Raw genomic sequence first — 19,369 nt, 5'->3', positions numbered from 1 at the left:
GGGACTCCGACGATGGGGTGTGCATTAAGTCTGGACGAAATGTCAAAAAACGAAAGTCGCGAGACAAAAACGCTTAGCGTGCCGCTTCGTAGATACGACGGCTCACGTCAAGCGTAATGTCGCCGTGCTCGCCCAGCTGGGTCATGCCGTGCTCTTCGAGTTTTGCCAGCAGGGCAGGGATGGAGCTGCCGTCCAGGCCGTAGCCGGAAAGACGCGTTGGCACCCCCAGGCTTTCAAAGAAGTTACGGGTTGCTTCAATGGCGGCATCAATACGCGCATCGTCAGAACCCTCGGTGATGTTCCACACGCGCTCGGCGTACTGCAGCAGTTTGGCGCGCTTGGTATCCCGTTTTTCGTTCCACAGGGCAGGCAGCACAACGGCCAGCGTCTGAGCGTGATCGAGGCCGTGCATCGCCGTCAGCTCGTGGCCCAGCATATGGGTTGCCCAGTCCTGCGGCACGCCAGCGCCGATCAGGCCGTTCAGCGCCTGCGTCGCGGCCCACATGACGTTGGCACGCACGTCGTAGTTTTCCGGCTCTTTCAGCGCTTTCGGGCCGTCTTCAATCAGCGTCAGCAGAATACCTTCCGCGAAGCGATCCTGAATTTTGGCATTTACCGGGTAGGTCACGTATTGCTCAACGGTATGAACAAAGGCGTCGACCACGCCGTTCGCGACCTGGCGCGCGGGCAGGGTGTAGGTGTACACCGGATCCAGAATAGCGAACACAGGCTGAACGTGTTCGTTCATAAAGGCCTGCTTGTCGCCGGTGGTTTTGCGGGAGATCACCGCGCCCTTATTGGATTCAGAGCCGGTGGCCGGCAGGGTCAGCACGGAGCCCATCGGGATTGCGCTTTTAATGTCGCTGCCGCGGGTTTCCAGAATATGCCACGGGTCAATGCCGTCAGCGTAGTGTGCTGCCGCCGCGATGAACTTAGTGCCGTCCAGCACGGAGCCGCCGCCGACCGCCAGCAGGAAGGTGATGTTTTCTTCGCGGGCGATTTTCACCGCGTTCATCAGCGTTTCGTAAGACGGGTTTGGCTCAATGCCGCCGAACTCACGCACGTCCAGTCCGTCCAGGGCGCTGTAAACTTGGTCCAGCACGCCGGTTTTTTTCACGCTGCCGCCGCCGTAGGCGATCAGCACGCGGGCGTCAGCAGGGATCTGCGCGCGCAGGTCGGCGATGGCGTCTTTACCAAACAGAATGCGGGTTGGGGTGTGAAGATTAAAGTTGTTCATTGCTCGTTCCCTTTAGTGGGTGAAAAACCGTGGTGGCGCTGATGGCTACCTGATGCTGCTCATTGTGGCCGTCCGGGGCCAGGCTCTCAATGCACATTCCTGCCGATGTCTTGCCCATTTCTACAGAGCGCTGGAGAAACTTCGTAAAAATGCGCAGACTGTGAGGGTCGGAAACCGTACCCGGAGTAACGTAAAATGAACCGCGAAGCAATCTGCCATCAGCTCACGGCGCAGATTAAAAGACTGATAGATAAAGAAAATAATGCCAGCGACCTGCTGCCGGACATTCGCCTGCTCTACGGCACGCAGCCCGGCACGCGTACGCCGGTGATGTACCAGCCGGGCATCGTTTTTCTCTTTTCAGGCCATAAGATTGGCTATATCAACGAGCGCGTGTTCCGCTACGACACCAATGAATATTTGCTCCTGACGGTACCTTTACCCTTCGAATGTGAAACCTTCGCGACAGAGGCGGTCCCGCTGGCGGGTATTCGCGTCAACGTTGATATTCTTCAGCTGCAGGAGCTGCTGATGGAGATTGGCGAAGACGAGCTTTTCCAGCCGTCGATGGCCTCCAGCGGGATTAACTCGGCGACGCTGTCCGAAGAGATCCTCTGCGCCATTGAGCGCCTGCTGGACGTGATGGAAAGGCCGCTGGACGCGCGTATTCTGGGCAAGCAGATTATCCGCGAAATTCTTTACCACGTGCTGCTGGGGCCGGGCGGCGGGGCGCTGCTGGCGCTGGTGAGCCGACAGACCCACTTCAGCCTGATCAGCCGCGTGCTCAAGCGTATCGAAAGCCAGTACACGGAGAACCTCAGCGTTGACCAGCTGGCGGCGGAAGCGAACATGAGCGTTTCGGCGTTTCACCATAACTTTAAGTCGGTGACCAGCACCTCGCCGCTGCAGTACCTCAAAACCTACCGCCTGCATAAGGCGCGGATGCTGATGATCCACGACGGCATGAAGGCCAGCGCGGCGGCCATGCGCGTCGGGTATGAGAGCGCGTCGCAGTTCAGTCGGGAGTTTAAGCGCTATTTCGGCGTCACGCCGGGAGAAGATGCATCACGCATTCGAACCATGCAGGGAGCTTAGGCTTTTTTCCCTCTCCCCTGTGGGGAGAGGGTCAGGATGAGGGGGTTATGCACTGCAATACTTTTTCTTAATCACCACCGCAATAGTCCCTACCAGGCCAGCAACCAGCAGGAAGATCGGCAGCACCATCAGGAAGGTCATCACCTGATCTTCGTGATGTTTCACAAACGGGATCATATTCAGCGCGTAGCCTAACGTGGTCACGACACCGACCCACAGCAGGCCGCTCAGCCAGTTGAAGAACTGAAAGCGGCGGTTAGACAGCCCGGAAATACCCGCCATGGTGGGCAGAAGGGTGCGAACAAACGCCAGGAAACGCCCGGCCAGCAGCGCTAGCAGGCCGTGTCGGTCAAACATACAGGTCGCGCGCTGATGGTATTTATGGGGTAACTGCGCCAGCCAGCCTTTCACCACGCGCGTGTTACCCAGCCAGCGGCCCTGCAGATAGCTCAGCCAGCAGCCCAGGCTGGCGGCAGAGGTGAGGATAACCATCGTGGGCGTAAAGTCCATGACGCCTTTGCCGATCAACGCCCCGGCAAGCAAAAGCAAACTGTCACCGGGTAAAAACGAGGCTGGCAGTAATCCATTTTCCAGAAACAGCGTCGCGAACATCACGAAATAGACGACGCCTACAACGTGGGGATCCGCCAGGGCGGCAAAATCATGTTGCCAGAGCGCCGCGATAATATCTTGAATAACAGCCATGGACTTTCCTGTGGAACAGCAGAGATAACGCTATTGTACTCCCAATTTCACCTGTCGGGATTGATCGCAGGCGCAACTCATGCAGACTTTTCTGCTTGCAGTGTTCACAAAAGCGTCCGGGGAGTAAATTTTCAGCCCGCACTCTACACGATACGTTCAAACCCTGCAGATAAATCCGCAATTAAATCGTCCACATTTTCTAAACCGATATGCAATCTAATGAGGGTGCCGCTGAAGTCCACTTCACCGCCGGGGCGCAGGGCCGCGATCTGCTCCGGCTGATTCGGCAGGATCAGGGATTCAAAACCGCCCCAGGAGTAGGCCATGCTGAAGAGGGTAAAATTATCCAGATAGCTTGCCAGCTCTTCATTACTCAGCCGTTTTTTAAGCACAAACGAGAACAGCCCGCTGCTGCCCGTAAAGTCACGTTGCCAGAATTCGTGGCCTTTACTACCCGGAAGCGCCGGATGGTTCACGCGCTCAACCTGCGGATGCTGCGCCAGCCATTCAGCAATTTTCAGGCTGCTTTCATGATGCTGACGCAGGCGAACCCCCAGCGTGCGGATGCCTCGGCTGGTCATGTACGCCGTGTCTGCATCCACCATCTGGCCCATCAGGTAGGCATTTTCCCGCAGCTGGTCCCAGCAGCGCGCGTTGGAAACCGCGGTGCCAATCATCCCGTCAGAGTGGCCAATCAGGTATTTGGTTGCCGCCTGAATCGAGATATCAATGTCGAATTCCAGCGCCTTAAACAGCACGCCTGCCGCCCAGGTGTTATCGATCATGATGATGGCTTCTGGCGCTTTGCTGCGCACGGCCTTCACGATAGCCGGAACGTCGTGCACTTCCATGGTGATGGAGCCGGGAGATTCCAGGAACACAATGCGCGTGTTTGGCTGGATAAGTTCAGCAATGCCTTCACCAATCAGCGGGTCAAACCAGCCGGTGGTCACGCCGAGCTTGCTGAGAATTTTGGTGCAGAAATCCTGGCTGGGTTCATAGGCGGTGTTGGTCATCAGGATATGGTCGCCCTGTTCCACGAATGCCAGAATAGTGTTGGCAACCGCTGCCGCCCCGCACGGGAACAGCGCGCAGCCCGCGCCGCCTTCCAGCTCGCACATCGCTTCCTGGAGTGAAAAATGGGTTAGCGTGCCGCGACGACCGTAGAACAGCCCGCCTTTTGCGCGGTTACGCGTGGCGATTTTCTTCTCCTCAACGGTATCAAACACCAGCGAGGAGGCGCGTTGAATCACGCTGTTGACCGATCCCTGAGTGTATTTCTTGCTGCGTCCCGCCTGCACCAGCGTGGTATCAAGATGCTTCTTCGTCATGTTCGCTAACCCTGTTTTTATACGTCTGGACGTCCAGACTACCACGATTGTAAAAAACTGCACCCGCATGCTTATCGAATAAGCAGAAAATATTAGCAAAAAAGCGCATAAGAAATTTTTACTGCGTAAGCGCAAGGAAACTGAGCGAAAATTACGGCACCATGTAAATACTAATGAGAACGACTATCAATTCGACGACTTTTTGATATTATTACGTTCAGATTTTGTGATTTGCGTCCTGGAGATACAGAGTGGGTAATAATTTGATGCAGACGGATCTCTCCGTTTGGGGCATGTATCATCATGCTGACATCGTGGTTAAGATTGTGATGATCGGCCTGATTCTGGCGTCCGTTGTCACCTGGGCTATCTTCTTCAGCAAAAGCGCCGAGCTGCTTTCGCAGAAGCGTCGCCTCAAGCGGGAACAGCAGCAGCTGGCTGAAGCCCGCTCTCTGGATCAGGCTTCTGAGATGACCTCATCCTTCCACGCGAAAAGCCTGACCACCCTGTTAGTGAATGAAGCTCAGAACGAGCTGGAACTCTCCGCCGGCAGTGAAGATAATGAAGGCATTAAAGAGCGTACCGGTTTCCGTCTGGAGCGTCGCGTTGCGGCCGTTGGCCGACACATGGGGCGCGGCAATGGGTATCTGGCGACCATCGGCGCGATTTCACCGTTCATCGGTCTTTTCGGTACGGTCTGGGGCATCATGAACAGCTTTATCGGCATTGCCCAGACCCAGACCACCAACCTGGCGGTAGTTGCGCCGGGTATCGCGGAAGCGCTGCTGGCGACGGCAATCGGTCTGGTCGCGGCAATTCCGGCGGTGGTTATCTACAACATTTTCGCGCGTATGATTGGCAGCTACAAAGCCACGCTCGGCGACGTTGCCGCCCAGGTTCTGCTGCTGCAAAGCCGCGATCTCGACCTGAATGCCAGCGCCGTGAAGCCGGTGCATGCGGCGTCTAAACTGCGCGTAGGTTGATTGTATGGCAATGCGTCTAAACGAAAATCTGGACGATAACGGCGAAATGCACGAAATCAACGTGACGCCGTTTATCGACGTCATGCTGGTGCTGCTGATTATCTTTATGGTGGCAGCCCCCCTGGCGACGGTCGACGTGAAGGTGAATCTGCCTGCCTCCTCCAGCCAGCCGCAGCCGCGTCCGGAAAAGCCAATCTATCTGTCGGTGAAAGCGGATAAATCCATGTTCCTGGGGAACGACCCGGTAACGGATGCTTCCGTTATTCCGGCGCTGGATCAGCTTACCGGCGGCAAGAAGGACACTACCGTCTTCTTCCGGGCGGACAAAACCGTCGACTACGAAACCATGATGAAGGTAATGGACACGCTGCATCAGGCGGGTTATCTGAAGATTGGGCTGGTCGGGGAAGAAAAAGCGGCCTCGAAGTGATAAAGAAGCTGGCGAAAGCCGGCTTTTTTTATGCCTGTCGGTTTATGCGCTTTTGTTGTCCGTCGGTGCGGAAGAGGGGGCTGCCAGCGCGTCTTCATCGAGCGCAACGCAGGTGACGTTGGACGTACGGTACTCACCGGCTGACAGTTTGCGCGTCAGGCGCAGGGTGGCGACTTCTCTGGCAAGCAGATACTGATAGTTAGCCTCAAGACGTCCCAGCAGTTTCTCTTTCAGTTCCGGAAGCTGTTCGATGATGGCGTTCATCACGGCGCCGTAAATTTCTTCTTTGACCTGTAGCGGATAAATCTCGCGGCGATTCTGCCATTTCAGACGCACCAGCGTTGCCGGAATCGATACCAGGTCTTGTGTAATACGCGTCATCTCGGCATTTTTTGCATTTCTCAGCGCCTCGATATTTTGCTTTAAGATAAATTCATCACTTTTTTTATCATCTAAAGTCAAATAAACGTCATTGTCTTTAACTTCTTTCACGTTAATCTTCCCCCAGGGTATAAAAAATAGGGTTGTTTTTTTCTCGCGTAATTAGATTAAGCCAAATTTCATTGCCGGCCTCATTTATTTCTTTCGTTTTTTCGGCCATTATTTGACTTAGTTTCTGGGCATCTATTTCGCCTTCTGCCTGCAGGTCATTCAGCAGGTGGACAAAAGCTTCAATTTTTATAGCCCGAAATAAGCGGTCTTTTATATGGCGATCGTGCTCTTCCAGCAGCATATTACGGGATTTGCCAGTGCGGGAAACGCCAATTAATATATCAGGCTCGAAATCAGAGAGCTTTCTTTTCCCCTGAGTGAAACTGGCCTTTTTTTCTTCTTCCGTCGGTTGCTGTTCCACAGGCGTAATGTGGTACTTAGCCGGGACGAGATAGTCGGGCAGCATTTTTAATTTCCTTTAATTTCAACAGGGTGGGGTTGGTAAAGGCGTGAGATTCGTTGACAATATCATGAGGCAATTTTAAAATCAAAAAAAATGGAGCCAACCCATGAACAGCATCTTTTTTACGGTCATCACATTACTATTACTGACCGCTGGTGTGCTTTTATTGATGCAGGAGTTCAATAAAACGAAAGTGTCGAAAGACACCAGTGAACCGCCACAGCCTGAACTGATGACAAAAGAGGAAGGAGAAGATCATTTCTCTGTTTTGATGAACTCCGTTACGCCTGTCTGGTACTGGCGGGTGAATCATGAATATATCGATTTCTTACATGCGACAATTAAGCGCATGAAAATGTCGGAAATTAACGACACGCCCGGTCTGTTTGAGGCGCAGCGTCGCTGTAGCGATCTGAATTCAGCGGTTTATAAATATTACGACAACATCAAAAAGCGCTGTCTTAACGGTGAGAAGGTCTCGTATTCCGACCTGGACGTATTAAACCTTCGCCAGTGTTTTCGCGAGTTTAGCCTGGAAGCCTACCCGGAGCTGGTGGTGCTGGTCTGGCCGGAGTATGCGCGTCCTGAGGTTAACCCGGACGACGTCTGAGTGACGTACTGGTTAGTTCTTGCAAACAGTCAGCGCCGTTGAGATATACTGAGCGCTGGTTTCGTTTGCAGACAGGATTTTATGGAACGCTTCTTTGAAAACGCAATGTATGCCTCTCGCTGGCTGCTCGCACCCGTCTATTTCGGTCTTTCCCTGGCCCTGGTCGCCCTGACGATCAAGTTCTTCCAGGAGATTTTCCACGTATTGCCTAACATTTTCTCCGTGGCGGAAGCCGATTTAATTCTGGTTCTGCTGTCGCTGGTGGATATGACGCTGGTGGGCGGCTTACTGGTGATGGTGATGTTCTCCGGTTACGAGAACTTCGTCTCTCAGCTTGATATCGCCGAGCATAAAGAAAAGCTCAACTGGCTCGGGAAAATGGATGCGTCATCGCTGAAGAATAAAGTTGCGGCATCTATAGTGGCAATTTCCTCTATCCACCTGTTACGCGTGTTTATGGACGCGAAAAACGTCCCGGATAATAAGCTGATGTGGTATGTGATTATCCACCTGACGTTTGTGCTGTCGGCGTTTGTGATGGGGTATCTGGATAAGATCAGTAAGAAATAAGGTACACATCCCCCCTCACCCTGCCTTCTCCCCTCTGGGGAGAGGGTTAGGGTGAGGGCGAAAGCATCGGACTGCACTATTTATCCGACGACGCCTGCCACAAATTCAGTTCCCCATCCGCCACGTGCTGGTCAATCCGCGTCAGTTCATCTTCCGTAAAGCGCAGGTTATCCAGCGCCCGAACGTTCTCAGCAAGCTGTTCCGGGCGGCTCGCGCCAATCAGCACTGACGTCACGCGCGAATCTTTCAGCAGCCAGCTCAACGCCATCTGCGCCATCGTCTGCCCGCGCGCCTGCGCCATCTCATTGAGCAGGCGAAGACTGTTCAGGTTAGCTTCGGTCAGCATTTTCTGCGTCAGGCCGCGCACTTTGTTCCCTTCGCGCTGCATGCGTGAACCTTCCGGAATACCGTTCAGGTATTTTCCGGTCAGCAGACCCTGCGCCAGCGGGGTAAAGGCGATACACCCCGTGCCGTTTGCTTCCAGCGTGTCCAGCAAGCCGGTCTTATCGACCCAGCGGTTAAGCAGGTTATAGGACGGCTGGTGGATCAGCAGCGGGATCTTCCACTCGTCCAGCAGCGCGGCCATTTTTTGTGTGCGCTCGGTGGAGTAGGAGGAAATGCCTACGTACAGCGCTTTCCCACTCTGAACCGCGTGAGCCAGCGCGGAGGCCGTCTCTTCCATTGGCGTATTTTCATCCACGCGGTGAGAGTAGAAGATATCAACGTATTCCAGACCCATGCGCTTCAGGCTCTGATCGAGACTGGCGAGCAGATACTTGCGTGAGCCGCCTGAACCGTACGGGCCTGGCCACATGTCGTAACCGGCTTTGGTGGAGATAATCAGCTCGTCGCGATACCCGGCAAAGTCCTCACGCAGCAGGCGGCCAAAATTCTCTTCCGCGCTACCCGCAGGCGGGCCGTAGTTGTTGGCAAGATCGAAATGGGTAATCCCAAGGTCGAAGGCTTTACGCAGCAGCGCGCGCTGGGAGTCGAGGGGCTGAACGTGGCCGAAGCTATGCCACAGGCCCAGCGACAGCGCGGGCAGGCGCAGGCCGCTCTTGCCACAGTAGCGGTACTGCATATTCTCGTAGCGGGTAGCGTCAGGGTACCAGGACATGATGTCTCCTTTCTTATTTAATGAATTTTCGAAACAACGTTTTTATTCTGTGTTTATCAAATCATAAATCATCCGGATAAGCGACGACATGCCCAAACCCTGTGATGTTGAAAGGGAATTCTTAACCGTGGCTGTGCTACCTGTGAAGCCACGCTAACGAAAAATAATCACAAAAGGTTATAATTTCCCCGCACCCTGCCGATAACGAGAGTAGCACTCGCCTCTGGGCGAATTCACCCTCACGGCAAGGAAGACTTATGAATATGCTCCGTAATTTCACGATCCGTTTCGTCATGCTGACGATCCTCGGAATTTTTTGTTTAATGTGGGCGGGCGTCGGGCTGTACAGCACCTGGTCCCTTTCACGGGTATCAGACGGTAATGAAGTCGATCGCCAGCTGGTCAAACAGATGATGGTGCTCAGCCAGGGCAACGATCAGTATTTCCGCTTTGTCACCCGCCTGAGCCGCGCCATGGAGGTCAAAGCCGCTGGCGGCACGCCGGATTTATCCTCTGCCCAACAGGCGCTGGACAACATGGGTAAGAAACTGGCCGAGATGAAGGCGATCTCGCCTGGCCCAATGGATGAGCAGATCTCTGCGCAGGTAATAGGGGCCTGGCAGGCGCTGCTCGATCGGGGCGTGACGCCGCAAATGGAGCAGGCGAAGCAGGCGACCCTGGACGGCTACCGCCAGCAGGCCAACAACGTTACGCCGCCGCTGAGCCGTGCGTTCGGTGCCGCCGCCGAGGAGTTCAACAAGGCCGCCGCGAAGACGCTCGACAGCACCCGCGTGGTGGTGGACGGCCTGACCAGCATGACCCGCACGGTTATTATCGTCGCCACCATTATCGGCCTGCTGATCCTGCTCTTTACCGACCGCTACCTGGTGGCGATGCTGGTCAAACCGCTGGAGCGTATTCGCCAGCAGTTCCGCCAGATTGCCCAGGGCGATCTCAGCCAGCCCATTGCGCCTTTCGGCCGCAACTGCGTGGGACAGCTGGTGCCGCTGCTGAGCGCCATGCAGGATAGCCTGCGTGAAGCCGTCAGCACCATCCGCTCCGGCAGTGAAAATATCTGGCGCGGGGCGACGGAGATCTCCAGCGGCAACAACGATCTCTCTTCCCGTACCGAAGAGCAGGCTGCCGCGCTGGAGGAGACGGCTGCCAGCATGGAACAGCTGACCGCGACCGTGAAGCTGAACGCGGAAAGCGCGCGTCAGGCCAGCCAGCTTGCCGATGTGGCCTCAACCACCGCCAGCCGCGGCGGCTCGCTGGTGGAAGAGGTGGTTACCACCATGAGCGGTATTTCTGAAAGCTCGAAGAAAATTGCTGAAATCACCAACGTCATCAACAGCATCGCCTTCCAGACCAATATTCTGGCGCTCAATGCGGCCGTAGAAGCGGCGCGCGCGGGTGAGCAGGGGCGTGGTTTCGCCGTGGTGGCGGGTGAAGTCCGCAACCTGGCAAGCCGCAGCGCCAACGCGGCAAAAGAAATTGAAGGGCTGATCGCTGATTCCGTTACCCGCGTCGAGCAGGGGGCGCAGCTGGTGAGCGACACGGGCACCACCATGGACGCGATTTTGCGCGACGTGACGGAAGTGACGACCATTATGAAGCAAATCGCTTCTGCCTCTGAGGAGCAAAGCAAGGGCATTTCGCAGGTCGGGATTGCTATTACTCAGATGGACGGCGTCACCCAGCAGAACGCCTCGCTGGTTGAAGAGGTTTCCGCGGCGGCCGCGGCGCTGGAGCGCCAGACCGAAGAGCTTCAGCGCTCGGTGCAGAAGTTCCGCCTGACTGCCTGACCTTCCCTACTAAGGCCGCTTCGTGCGGCCTTATTGTCGACGTTGGTGGGTACCGCAATGTCCAATATTGTACCTCATCCAAATTGAATAAATCCGTCTGAGAATTATCCTGTACGAAAAAACATAGTCAGGAAATTTGCGATGGACTGCATTCGCCCGGTTAACCGGGTCATTCTTTTCGAGCCTCGGGCATTAGTACAAAAAGGGATATGTCTCTTTTTACGCGATCAACAGTGTGAAATTGTTCACTGCTGGTCTTTGGAACAACTTTCCGCAGCGCTTTACGATCGTACCGATGCCAGAAAAATTCTCCTTGCAGGTATCGGCGGCCTTGGAAATATGCTCCCTGGCTTTATCCGCACTTTGCATTATCCCCGGGCAATGCTTTTGACCTCTTTTGTTTATTTGTCCTCCCGGGATGCGTTACTGGCAAAGATGTTGTTGGGCGCAGGTGCCGATGTTTGCCTTGACGAGGCTGAGCTTGAAAGCGAGCTGCTTGCACAGCTTGCTGCGCCTGTAACCGCTCAACGTCGCGATGAGCGGCTTACCGCATCAGAGCTTAATATACTGCTGGATTACGCCTGCGGCATGCAGGCCCGGGATATTGCGGCACACCGCAAGTGTAGCTACAAAACGGTGTTCACTTTTAAGCGTAATGCTCGACTGCGGCTCAATATAGAGAACGGCTTCGGATGGAGACGTTTAATGCTGCATCTCTCCCTGCTCATCTCACGGTATGAATGAGGCGTCCATGTTTACATTTCAGATTCGCTATATTGCTCACCCACGTATTTATCTGTCAGGTATACGAGGATGTCTGGACAATATTGTCCACAATCAATCGCACCGGGAGTACTGTTTTTCTCCATATGTTTTTAACAAAAAGGAAGAGATACACCTTCTGGTTATTGATGCCACGTGCCACGAAACGATTAATGATTTTCCGGTTGCCGTGTTGGATTTATTAAAGCGAAGATCCACGTTAATGCTGGTTAACGCGTTACAGAAAACCCTCATAGAACAGCTTGAGAAGGCGCATTGCTGCTCTGTGCTATGTGTCGATGAAATGACTTTCGACATGCGGGACATCCTGGAAATGACGATGCATAACAAACGATACCTGAGCCCTTTGGTGATGCGTATCGGGCAGCAACGCGATCCGGAAGATGAGATTGCGCTTACTCCTTCTGAATACCAGGTCATGAAATATTTCGGCAATGGATTAAGTGGCGTAGAAATATCGAAGCGCTTGTTTCGCAGTGAAAAAACGATCAGCAGCCATAAGCGCAGGATCATGAAAAAGCTTGGCGCAAGGAGTGACGTTGAGCTTTGCCAAAAAATTGATTCGCTGAAAAATAAGCTACGTTTTGCGAGCGTCAGAGCCGGAGAGAAATAGCGAAGGTGGGAGCGCCGGGTAACTTACTGCCGCCCGGCGCCGTTAATCAGTGGGTCGCTTCACCAATCAGCGCGCCCGTGCCCGCGCCAACGGCTGCACCTTTCAGCACGCTGTTGCCCGTCACCGCAGCCGCGCCCGCGCCAACGACGGCACCCACGGCACCGCCCTTACGCGCGTCTTTGCCTTTTTCGCCGTTTTTGAACATTGCCCCCGTGCCTGCGCCAACCACGGCACCGCCCACGGTTGATTTCAGATCTTTGCCCGTGGCTGCGCCAATAGCGGCACCTGCTACCGCGCCGGCAGCGGTTTTGTCGATGGCCATTCCCGAGGTGGAAAACATGAGGGCGCTGATAACCAGCGTTGTTTTAATAAGTTTCATAACAGATCCTTTGTGACTGCTGTCAGTTGATACGTCATTTCTCACGCTGAGGCGAGAAAAACGCCCAGATAGTGCCAGCAATAGCCACTCAACCTTTAGGCTAATCATGCCCTGGTCAAGGTTCCTGATTGCCGGGCGGGGCTCCGCCCGGCGAAACGTTACGCCTGACGCTTGTCTTCCGTATTGGTATCGAAGTCGCTCGCCGCGTGGCGTTCGTGGAGCTGCTCGTTCAGCTCGCCGCTGGTGCGGTTAACGATGCGACCGCGCTTAACCGCATGGCGGTTCGCCACGTCCTTCGCCCAGCGCTGGACGTTGGTGTACTTCTCCGCGTCCAGGAACTCGGCGGCGTTATAGACGCTGCCCAGCGCCACGCAGCCGAACCATGGCCAGATCGCCATATCCGCGATGGTGTACTCCTCACCCGCCACGTAGCGGCCGCGCGCCAGCTGTTTATCCAGCACGTCAAACAGGCGCTTGGCTTCCATGGTGAAGCGGTCAATCGCGTACTCGATTTTTACCGGCGCGTAGTTGTAGAAGTGGCCAAAGCCGCCGCCGAGGAACGGAGCCGCACCCTGCAGCCAGAACAGCCAGTTCAGGGTCTCGGTGCGGCCAGCAGGATCTTTCGGCAGGAAGTGACCAAATTTTTCTGCCAGATAAAGCAGGATGCTGCCGGATTCAAATACGCGCGTTGGCGGGTTTGTAGAGTAGTCACGCAGCGCCGGAATTTTCGAGTTCGGGTTTACGTCAACAAACCCGCTGGAGAACTGATCGCCCTCGCCGATGCGGATCAACCACGCGTCGTATTCCGCGCCCGTCACGCCCAGCGCCAGCAGCTCTTCGAGCATGATGGTGACCTTCTGGCCGTTCGGTGTCCCGAGAGAGTAGAGCTGTAGCGGGTGGTTACCCACGGGCAGATCTTTCTCGTGCGTCGCGCCGGAGATCGGGCGGTTGATGTTGGCGAACGCGCCGCCGCCGTTCTTTTTCCATTCCCACACTTTTGGTGGCTGATACGTGTTGTCTGACATGTTGGCCTGCCTTTTCGGTGTTGTGTTGAGGCAGTGTAGCAGGAGATGAATGAACCGTTTAACGATGTGAGCGTAATGGACAGGGCAGGTGTATGATAAACCCACCTCTGTCAGGTTAATTACAACGTGCAGACGACGACAACCCTTCAAAAAATTGCCGCCTGCCTGTTTTAGGTTGGATACATGCGTAAAGGAAAGTTAAGCAGTGATGCGCCATTCGGGACGTTGTTAGGCTATGCGCCGGGTGGCGTGGCGATTTACTCATCAAATTACGGCAGTCTGGATCCGCGAAAATACCCGGAAGACGCGGATTTCCGCAGCTATATTGGCAACGAATACATGGGCCACAAGTGGCAGTGCGTTGAGTTTGCCCGCCGTTTCCTGTTCCTCAACTATGGCTTCGTGTTTACCGACGTCGGTATGGCGTGGGAGATCTTCTCCCTGCGCTTTTTACGCCAGGTGGTGAACGATAACATTCTGCCGCTACAGGCGTTTGCCAACGGCTCGAAGCGCGCGCCGCGCGCCGGGGCGCTGCTGATCTGGCAGAAGGGCGGCGAGTTTCATGAGACCGGCCACGTTGCGGTTATCACCCAGCTTCTGGACGATAAGGTGCGTATTGCGGAGCAGAACGTCATTCACTCCCCGCTGCCGCTCGGGCAGCAGTGGACGCGCGAGCTGCGCATGACCGTGGAGAACGGCTGCTACACCCTTCATGACACCTTCAGCGATACCGAAATTCTCGGCTGGATGATCCAGACGGACGACACGGAGCACAGCATTCCCCAGCCTGAACCGGACGGTGAACTGCTGAAAATCCGCGGCGCGCGGCTGAAAAACAAACGTCAGTTCGACGGGAAATGGCTTAACGAGGACGATGCGCTTCAGCAGGCGTATATTCGGGCAAACGGGCATGTGATCAACAAAGATCCCTGCCAGTATTTCACCATCACCGAAAGCGCCGAGCAGGAGCTGATCAAGGCCACCAACGAACTGCACCTGATGTACCTCCACGCCACCGACAAAGTGCTGAAAGACGACAGCCTGCTGGCGCTGTTCGACATCCCGAAAATCCTCTGGCCGCGCCTGCGCCTCTCCTGGCAGTGGCGTCGCCACCACATGATCACCGGTCGTATGGATTTCTGCATGGATGAGCGCGGCATTAAGGTTTACGAATACAACGCCGATTCCGCGTCCTGTCACACTGAAGGCGGGCTCATTCTTGAAGAGTGGGTGAAAAACGGCTATCGCGGCAGCGGGCATAACCCGGCAGAAGGGCTGCTGGAAGAGCTGACCGGCGCATGGAAGCACAGCCACGCGCGGCCTTTCGTGCACATCATGCAGGACAATGACGTCGAAGAGGACTACCACGCCCTCTTTATTCAGCGCTCGCTGATGCAGGCCGGGTTCGAGACCAAAATCCTGCACGGTCTGGAGGCGCTGAGCTGGGATGCCGCCGGGCAGCTGATTGACGACGAAGGCCGCCACGTCAACTGCGTGTGGAAAACCTGGGCGTGGGAGACGGCGATAGAGCAGATCCGCGAGGTGAGCGAAACCGAATACGCCGCCGTGCCGATCCGCACCGGGCATCCTGAGGGTGAAGTGCGCCTGATTGACGTCCTGCTGCGCCCGGAGGTGCTGGTCTTTGAACCGCTGTGGACCGTTATTCCCGGCAACAAAGCGATTCTTCCGGTGCTGTGGCAGCTGTTCCCGAACCACCGCTACCTGCTCGACACCGATTTTGAGGTTAACGACCTGCTGAAGCAGACCGGCTATGCTGTGAAACCGATTGCCGGACGCTGCGGCAGTAATATCGATCTCATCAGCGCCCAGGACGAACTGCTGGACAAATCCAGCGGCAAGTTTGTTGACCGCAAAAATATCTACCAGCAGCTGTGGTGCCTGCCGAACGTCGACGGCAAGTACATTCAGGTTTGTACCTTTACCGTGGGCGGAAACTACGGCGGGACCTGCCTGCGCGGCGACGATTCGCTGGTGGTGAAAAAAGAGAGCGATATCGAGCCGCTGCTTGTACTGAAGGATAAGTAACGTCCATTTGCGGTAAAAAAGCCCCCGCCGGGCATCCAGCGGGGGCTTTTTGTTACTGAGCTTCCTCGTCCTGCTGCGCGCTGGTTTTCAATTCGATGATGCGTCCAATCTGGTCATGATAAACCGTCAGCAGGTTGTGCTGGCTCATCTCCGAGATGAGCTGCGGTGAGACGTTAAAGCTGCGGGCAAGTTCGTCATGAGGCAACAGGCCCGGCTGACGCCGCCTTGCGTGCGTGCGGCGGCGGTTGTACTGATACCACAAAATCAGCAGCCAGCCGTTGAGCGCGGCGAACAGCAAATAGATCAACACCGTATTAAAGGAGGCAATAATCACGCTCCACCGGTGGTCGCTCTCCTCGGTTAACTGCATCCACAGCCTGGCATACAGGAAAAATAGAAATCCGCCCCAGGCCACCACGGTTAACGCGGCATCAAAAAGTCGTGGCAGCAGCCGATGTTCAGTCAAAATTAAGGTATTTTCGTTCATTGAAGGCTTCCTTTTCCCCGGTCCGGACTGATCCAGCGCGCGCGGGCACGCTGACGTTTAAGCATGACTTTTGGAAATGCGACGAGGGTGGTGAACAGGCCAATCATCCAGTAGACCATCGGGAACCAGATCACCCAGAAAAGCGAGCTTGCCACCTTGCGCTCATAGCGCCGCTCAATGTACAAGCTGACCAGGAACTGCAGCAGGCACATCACGCCCAGCAGCAGCCCGGTAAACGCCGGGGGAAACAGGGTTTCAACGGTCAGCCTGGCGGGAATGGGCGCGACGTGGCTGATGATGTACAGCAGCACCGTTATCGCATACGCAAAGGCCCACAGCGTTGACAGCGCGTACTCCAGAAACAGGGGCCACATGCGGTGATGCTCCCAGCGCACCATCTTGCGCAGGTTAACCAGAAACACCTCCGCGCCGCCCTGGGCCCAGCGCAGGCGCTGCTTCCACAGGCCCTTCAGCGTCTCCGGCATCAGGATCCAGCACAGCGCCCGCGGCTCGAAAAAGATATCCCAGTGGCGCAGCTGGAGCTTCCAGCTGATGTCGATGTCTTCGGTGATCATGTCCGGGCTCCAGTACCCGACGTCCGCCAGCGCCTGCCGACGAAAGGCGGCGATGACGCCGGAGACGGTAAAGACCCGGCCATAGATCCGCTGCGTCCGCTTGATGAGCCCAATGATGGACGAAAACTCGCCTACCTGAATGCGGCCAATCAGCGTGGAGCGCGTGCGAATGCGCGGGTTCCCGGTAACCGCCCCGACGTGGGGATACTGAATCAGCGGCGCTACCAGATAGGCCGCGGTGTCGCGGTCGAGCAGGGCGTCGCCGTCAATGCAGACCAGCAGATCGCCCCGGGCCGCCGCCGCCCCGGCTTTGAGCGCCACGGCTTTTCCCTGGTTCTCCGCGAGGTTAATCACCCGCAGGCGCGGCTGCTCCAGCGCCAGCTGCTGCAGCACCTGCGCGGTGTTATCAGACGAGCCGTCGTTGATGGCGATCACTTCAATATTCTCGTACCGCTGAGCCAGCGCGGCGCTGATGGTCTCTCTGGCGTTTCTTTCCTCATTGAAGCAGGGGATCAGAATCGAGATGAGCGGCTCGCCGGCGAGCGTCGGGGCGGGCGTGTCTTTATCCCACGACCAGCGGCGTTCAAGCTGAAACCAGAAATAGAGGCCGCCGGTGACCCAGAGCACGGACATAAACAGCGGCCAGAAGAAGACAAAATCCAGAATCAGCTCGCCGGTAAAGAGGGCGGCCACCCCTAGCGGCAACCCGAATACCAGACATAAAATTGAAAAGGCGATTATGCGATCAGTCATTGTCAGGGTACCAGTAGGAAGAAAATACGGGCCTGATGCGCGAAATATCAGGCTGGTTGTTGATGAAATCGTCAGGGTAGTAGCCGTAGTTTTTGATGCCGTTCAGCTGGAGGACGCGCATCCACGCCGCAAGCTGGCTGTCGGAGACGGCGCGCTGCGGCTTCTGCTCCCAGTCTCTGGCCTGCAGCTCGAAAATGGTTTTATCCAGCGCGCCGGGCCGCGCGGCGACTGCTTTGATCAAACGCGTCAGCCACGCGTTGCTCTCGTTCGCCGGAACGGACTCCATCAGCGGCATCGCCATGGGCACCGTCCAGTCATAGGCCGTCAGAAAATCATCGAGATTCTGCGCAAACCACGCTTCGCTTTCGGGCTGCAGAATGGGCAGGACGAACATATTGCGCGCGGTTTTTATCTGCGGGCCGCGGATGTGCTTCACCGCCTGGCCCAGGGCACGGGTAAATCCGATAAGCCTCCGGCTTTTCTGACGCGTCGTGTCCTGCCCGGCATCGTCAACGTCCGTCAGCACCGCATCGTCATGGAACAGGATCCCGTTGAAGCTGGCGTAGCGGGCCAGATCTTCATAGATTTCCGTCACCTGCTGGCGAACCTGCGGGTCCCACGGGGAGAGCCTGATGTAGGGCTCATTGGCCTCGCGCAGCTGTCCTGTCCGATCGTCCCGGCGCTGAACGCGCGGCAGGGCAGGATCGAGATCGAACGAGAGCACCGGCATCCACGCGAAGACCTTCACCCCCGCGCGGGTTTGCAGCTGCCAGGAGACGAAGTTAAAGAGATCGGCCCGGACCGGAAGCCGGCGGTTGGGGAAATAGAGCGCCTTGATCCTGCCGTCGCCCTGCGGGTCGGCAAACGCCTGCAGGAAGACGTGGCTGACCTTCATGTCATAGACCCGCTGGATCAGCCTGTTGATGTTTTGGGTCTGCTGAGCCGGATCGGGATCGTAAACGTAATCGAGATCGACGTGCATCACGCGCACGGGATCGCGCTCCTGAACCCGGCTGACCGTACTGGCAAACGCTTTGAGCGAGGGATTCCCGGCAATCAGCAGACGGGGAATGTTGCCCAGTTGATGCACGTCCCCCAGACCGTCTTCCAGGGTAAAAGCCAGCTGGTAGCCCTGCTGCCTGGCGATGGCGAGCGACGTACCGCTGGCGGCACCGTAAGGCCAGACCCAGGCGCGCGGCGCTTTGCCCGTCACCTGCGCGATTTTCTCTGTCACCTTGCGGACGTCATCGCCGATCCGCTGGCTGAACTGCTGGTCAGTTTCATAGCGCCCCGTCGCTTTATCATAAAAGCGGTTGGCGATGGCCGGTTCGCGGCTGCCCTGCGGGTTGGCGACGATCCCGTAATGCGAGGCCCAAGTATGCGATCCGATCTCAACCAGCGGAGACCGGCTGAGCTCGCGCACCATGTCCCAGGTCGCGAAGCGATCCCGGGGCGTCATCAGGCCGCCAAAGTTCACCTTCTGGTTTGCTGGCGTATCTACCCAACTTCCTACCGGCGCCCAGAGCGCAGGCACGTTCCAGGCCTTAAGCAGCGGCCAGACGCGGGTATAGAAGCTGCTGTAGCCATCGTCAAAGCTGAGCAGAACGGCTTTCGGCGGCAGCGTTTTTTTCCCGTCACGCGCGTCCAGAATGTCCTGCACGCTGATGGCGTGATAGCCGTTGTGCAGCAGCCAGCTAATCTGCTCGTTTAGCGCGCTGGTGCGCACGGAGAGGTAGCGCTGATCGGCGGCATCGTCTTCGACGTCGTGGTAGGCCAGCACCAGAAACTGGTTCTGCGGCCAGGGTTTGCTCGCCTCCGGCTGCGGCCGCTCGTTGGGCGCAACGAACGAGATCGCCTGCGCCCAGACGCTCGCGCTGAGGCAGAGCCAGCCGATGAGTATCAGGCTCACGGAAAAACGTGTGTTCAGCAT

General features: G+C 56.3%; 20 protein-coding genes. 9 read left to right on the top strand and 11 right to left on the bottom strand.

The genetic code is table 11. The features are described from left to right. Positions 1 to 73: 73 nt before the first annotated feature. Positions 74 to 1,237, bottom strand: a complete 1,164-nt coding sequence (gene yqhD, locus UTO39_RS07010) for an alcohol dehydrogenase (RefSeq protein WP_061097064.1) — start codon at positions 1,235 to 1,237, stop codon at positions 74 to 76. A 195-nt stretch (positions 1,238 to 1,432) separates the two neighbouring features. On the opposite strand from yqhD, the gene UTO39_RS07005 reads away from it, so the two are divergent. Further along, on the top strand, positions 1,433 to 2,332 hold the full coding sequence (locus UTO39_RS07005; RefSeq protein WP_320726807.1) for an AraC family transcriptional regulator: 900 nt from the start codon (positions 1,433 to 1,435) through the stop codon (positions 2,330 to 2,332). Between the two features lie 45 nt (positions 2,333 to 2,377). On the opposite strand, the gene yghB is transcribed toward UTO39_RS07005, so the two are convergent. After that, complete coding sequence (gene yghB, locus UTO39_RS07000; RefSeq protein WP_151414061.1) at positions 2,378 to 3,037, bottom strand: DedA family general envelope maintenance protein YghB; 660 nt, start codon at positions 3,035 to 3,037, stop codon at positions 2,378 to 2,380. 143 nt (positions 3,038 to 3,180) lie between these two features. Beyond that, a complete protein-coding gene (gene metC / locus UTO39_RS06995) occupies positions 3,181 to 4,368 on the bottom strand; it encodes a cystathionine beta-lyase (RefSeq protein ID WP_151414062.1) in 1,188 nt (395 codons plus the stop codon). Positions 4,369 to 4,619: 251 nt separating this feature from the next. Here metC and exbB point away from each other — a divergent pair, with 251 nt between their 5' ends. Both exbB and exbD read left to right on the top strand, forming a co-directional pair. Continuing rightward, positions 4,620 to 5,351: a tol-pal system-associated acyl-CoA thioesterase gene (exbB, locus tag UTO39_RS06990; protein WP_116342042.1), complete on the top strand. Its 732-nt coding sequence runs from the start codon at positions 4,620 to 4,622 to the stop codon at positions 5,349 to 5,351. Between the two features lie 4 nt (positions 5,352 to 5,355). Next, positions 5,356 to 5,781 (top strand): TonB system transport protein ExbD, encoded by a 426-nt coding sequence (gene exbD / locus UTO39_RS06985; protein ID WP_032643392.1) that lies wholly within the window; start codon positions 5,356 to 5,358, stop codon positions 5,779 to 5,781. Positions 5,782 to 5,823: 42 nt separating this feature from the next. Here exbD and UTO39_RS06980 read toward each other — a convergent pair whose 3' ends face one another. After that, on the bottom strand, positions 5,824 to 6,273 hold the full coding sequence (locus UTO39_RS06980; protein ID WP_061097069.1) for a hypothetical protein: 450 nt from the start codon (positions 6,271 to 6,273) through the stop codon (positions 5,824 to 5,826). A gap of 1 nt (position 6,274) precedes the next feature. Then, positions 6,275 to 6,679 (bottom strand): hypothetical protein, encoded by a 405-nt coding sequence (locus tag UTO39_RS06975; RefSeq protein ID WP_014885230.1) that lies wholly within the window; start codon positions 6,677 to 6,679, stop codon positions 6,275 to 6,277. Positions 6,680 to 6,782: 103 nt separating this feature from the next. Between UTO39_RS06975 and UTO39_RS06970 the strand changes: the two genes are divergently transcribed. Further along, a complete protein-coding gene (locus tag UTO39_RS06970; RefSeq protein ID WP_041908140.1) occupies positions 6,783 to 7,286 on the top strand; it encodes an ESA_00282 family adhesion-associated protein in 504 nt (167 codons plus the stop codon). An 81-nt stretch (positions 7,287 to 7,367) separates the two neighbouring features. Further along, positions 7,368 to 7,856 carry a TIGR00645 family protein gene (locus UTO39_RS06965; protein WP_006811956.1) on the top strand — a complete coding sequence of 163 codons (489 nt, stop codon included), beginning with the start codon at positions 7,368 to 7,370 and terminating at the stop codon, positions 7,854 to 7,856. Positions 7,857 to 7,932: 76 nt separating this feature from the next. On the opposite strand, the gene UTO39_RS06960 is transcribed toward UTO39_RS06965, so the two are convergent. Further along, entirely contained in the window at positions 7,933 to 8,973 is a 1,041-nt protein-coding gene (locus UTO39_RS06960) for an aldo/keto reductase (protein WP_320726806.1), read from the bottom strand. Positions 8,974 to 9,230: 257 nt separating this feature from the next. Here UTO39_RS06960 and UTO39_RS06955 point away from each other — a divergent pair, with 257 nt between their 5' ends. The 3 genes from UTO39_RS06955 (at position 9,231) to UTO39_RS06945 (ending at position 12,174) form a co-directional block, all read left to right on the top strand. Further along, a complete protein-coding gene (locus tag UTO39_RS06955; protein ID WP_320726805.1) occupies positions 9,231 to 10,778 on the top strand; it encodes a methyl-accepting chemotaxis protein in 1,548 nt (515 codons plus the stop codon). Positions 10,779 to 10,919: 141 nt separating this feature from the next. Continuing rightward, positions 10,920 to 11,522 carry a LuxR C-terminal-related transcriptional regulator gene (locus UTO39_RS06950; RefSeq protein ID WP_320726804.1) on the top strand — a complete coding sequence of 201 codons (603 nt, stop codon included), beginning with the start codon at positions 10,920 to 10,922 and terminating at the stop codon, positions 11,520 to 11,522. A 7-nt stretch (positions 11,523 to 11,529) separates the two neighbouring features. Beyond that, complete coding sequence (locus UTO39_RS06945; protein ID WP_320726803.1) at positions 11,530 to 12,174, top strand: LuxR C-terminal-related transcriptional regulator; 645 nt, start codon at positions 11,530 to 11,532, stop codon at positions 12,172 to 12,174. A 46-nt stretch (positions 12,175 to 12,220) separates the two neighbouring features. On the opposite strand, the gene UTO39_RS06940 is transcribed toward UTO39_RS06945, so the two are convergent. Both UTO39_RS06940 and yghU read right to left on the bottom strand, forming a co-directional pair. After that, positions 12,221 to 12,553, bottom strand: coding sequence for a YMGG-like glycine zipper-containing protein (locus UTO39_RS06940; protein WP_061097074.1), 333 nt, complete (start codon positions 12,551 to 12,553; stop codon positions 12,221 to 12,223). Between the two features lie 158 nt (positions 12,554 to 12,711). Beyond that, positions 12,712 to 13,578 carry a glutathione-dependent disulfide-bond oxidoreductase gene (gene yghU / locus UTO39_RS06935; RefSeq protein ID WP_061097075.1) on the bottom strand — a complete coding sequence of 289 codons (867 nt, stop codon included), beginning with the start codon at positions 13,576 to 13,578 and terminating at the stop codon, positions 12,712 to 12,714. Between the two features lie 183 nt (positions 13,579 to 13,761). Here yghU and gss point away from each other — a divergent pair, with 183 nt between their 5' ends. After that, positions 13,762 to 15,624 (top strand): bifunctional glutathionylspermidine amidase/synthase, encoded by a 1,863-nt coding sequence (gss, locus tag UTO39_RS06930; protein WP_320726802.1) that lies wholly within the window; start codon positions 13,762 to 13,764, stop codon positions 15,622 to 15,624. Between the two features lie 52 nt (positions 15,625 to 15,676). Here gss and pgaD read toward each other — a convergent pair whose 3' ends face one another. From pgaD to pgaB, 3 genes are read right to left on the bottom strand one after another with little or no spacing between them, the layout of a single operon-like run. Continuing rightward, a complete protein-coding gene (gene pgaD / locus UTO39_RS06925; RefSeq protein WP_266179056.1) occupies positions 15,677 to 16,111 on the bottom strand; it encodes a poly-beta-1,6-N-acetyl-D-glucosamine biosynthesis protein PgaD in 435 nt (144 codons plus the stop codon). Further along, positions 16,108 to 17,439, bottom strand: coding sequence for a poly-beta-1,6-N-acetyl-D-glucosamine synthase (gene pgaC, locus UTO39_RS06920; RefSeq protein ID WP_028014399.1), 1,332 nt, complete (start codon positions 17,437 to 17,439; stop codon positions 16,108 to 16,110). Before pgaC ends, pgaD begins: the two co-directional genes overlap by 4 nt. Next, positions 17,432 to 19,369 carry a poly-beta-1,6-N-acetyl-D-glucosamine N-deacetylase PgaB gene (gene pgaB, locus UTO39_RS06915; RefSeq protein WP_320726801.1) on the bottom strand — a complete coding sequence of 646 codons (1,938 nt, stop codon included), beginning with the start codon at positions 19,367 to 19,369 and terminating at the stop codon, positions 17,432 to 17,434. The genes pgaC and pgaB overlap by 8 nt, the downstream gene beginning before the upstream one ends.

Source organism: Enterobacter sp. 118C5 (genome assembly GCF_034107645.1).
Lineage (GTDB): Bacteria > Pseudomonadota > Gammaproteobacteria > Enterobacterales > Enterobacteriaceae > Enterobacter > Enterobacter nematophilus.
Note: the sequence above shows the minus strand (reverse complement) of the source record. Positions and strands in the feature narration are given on the sequence as shown.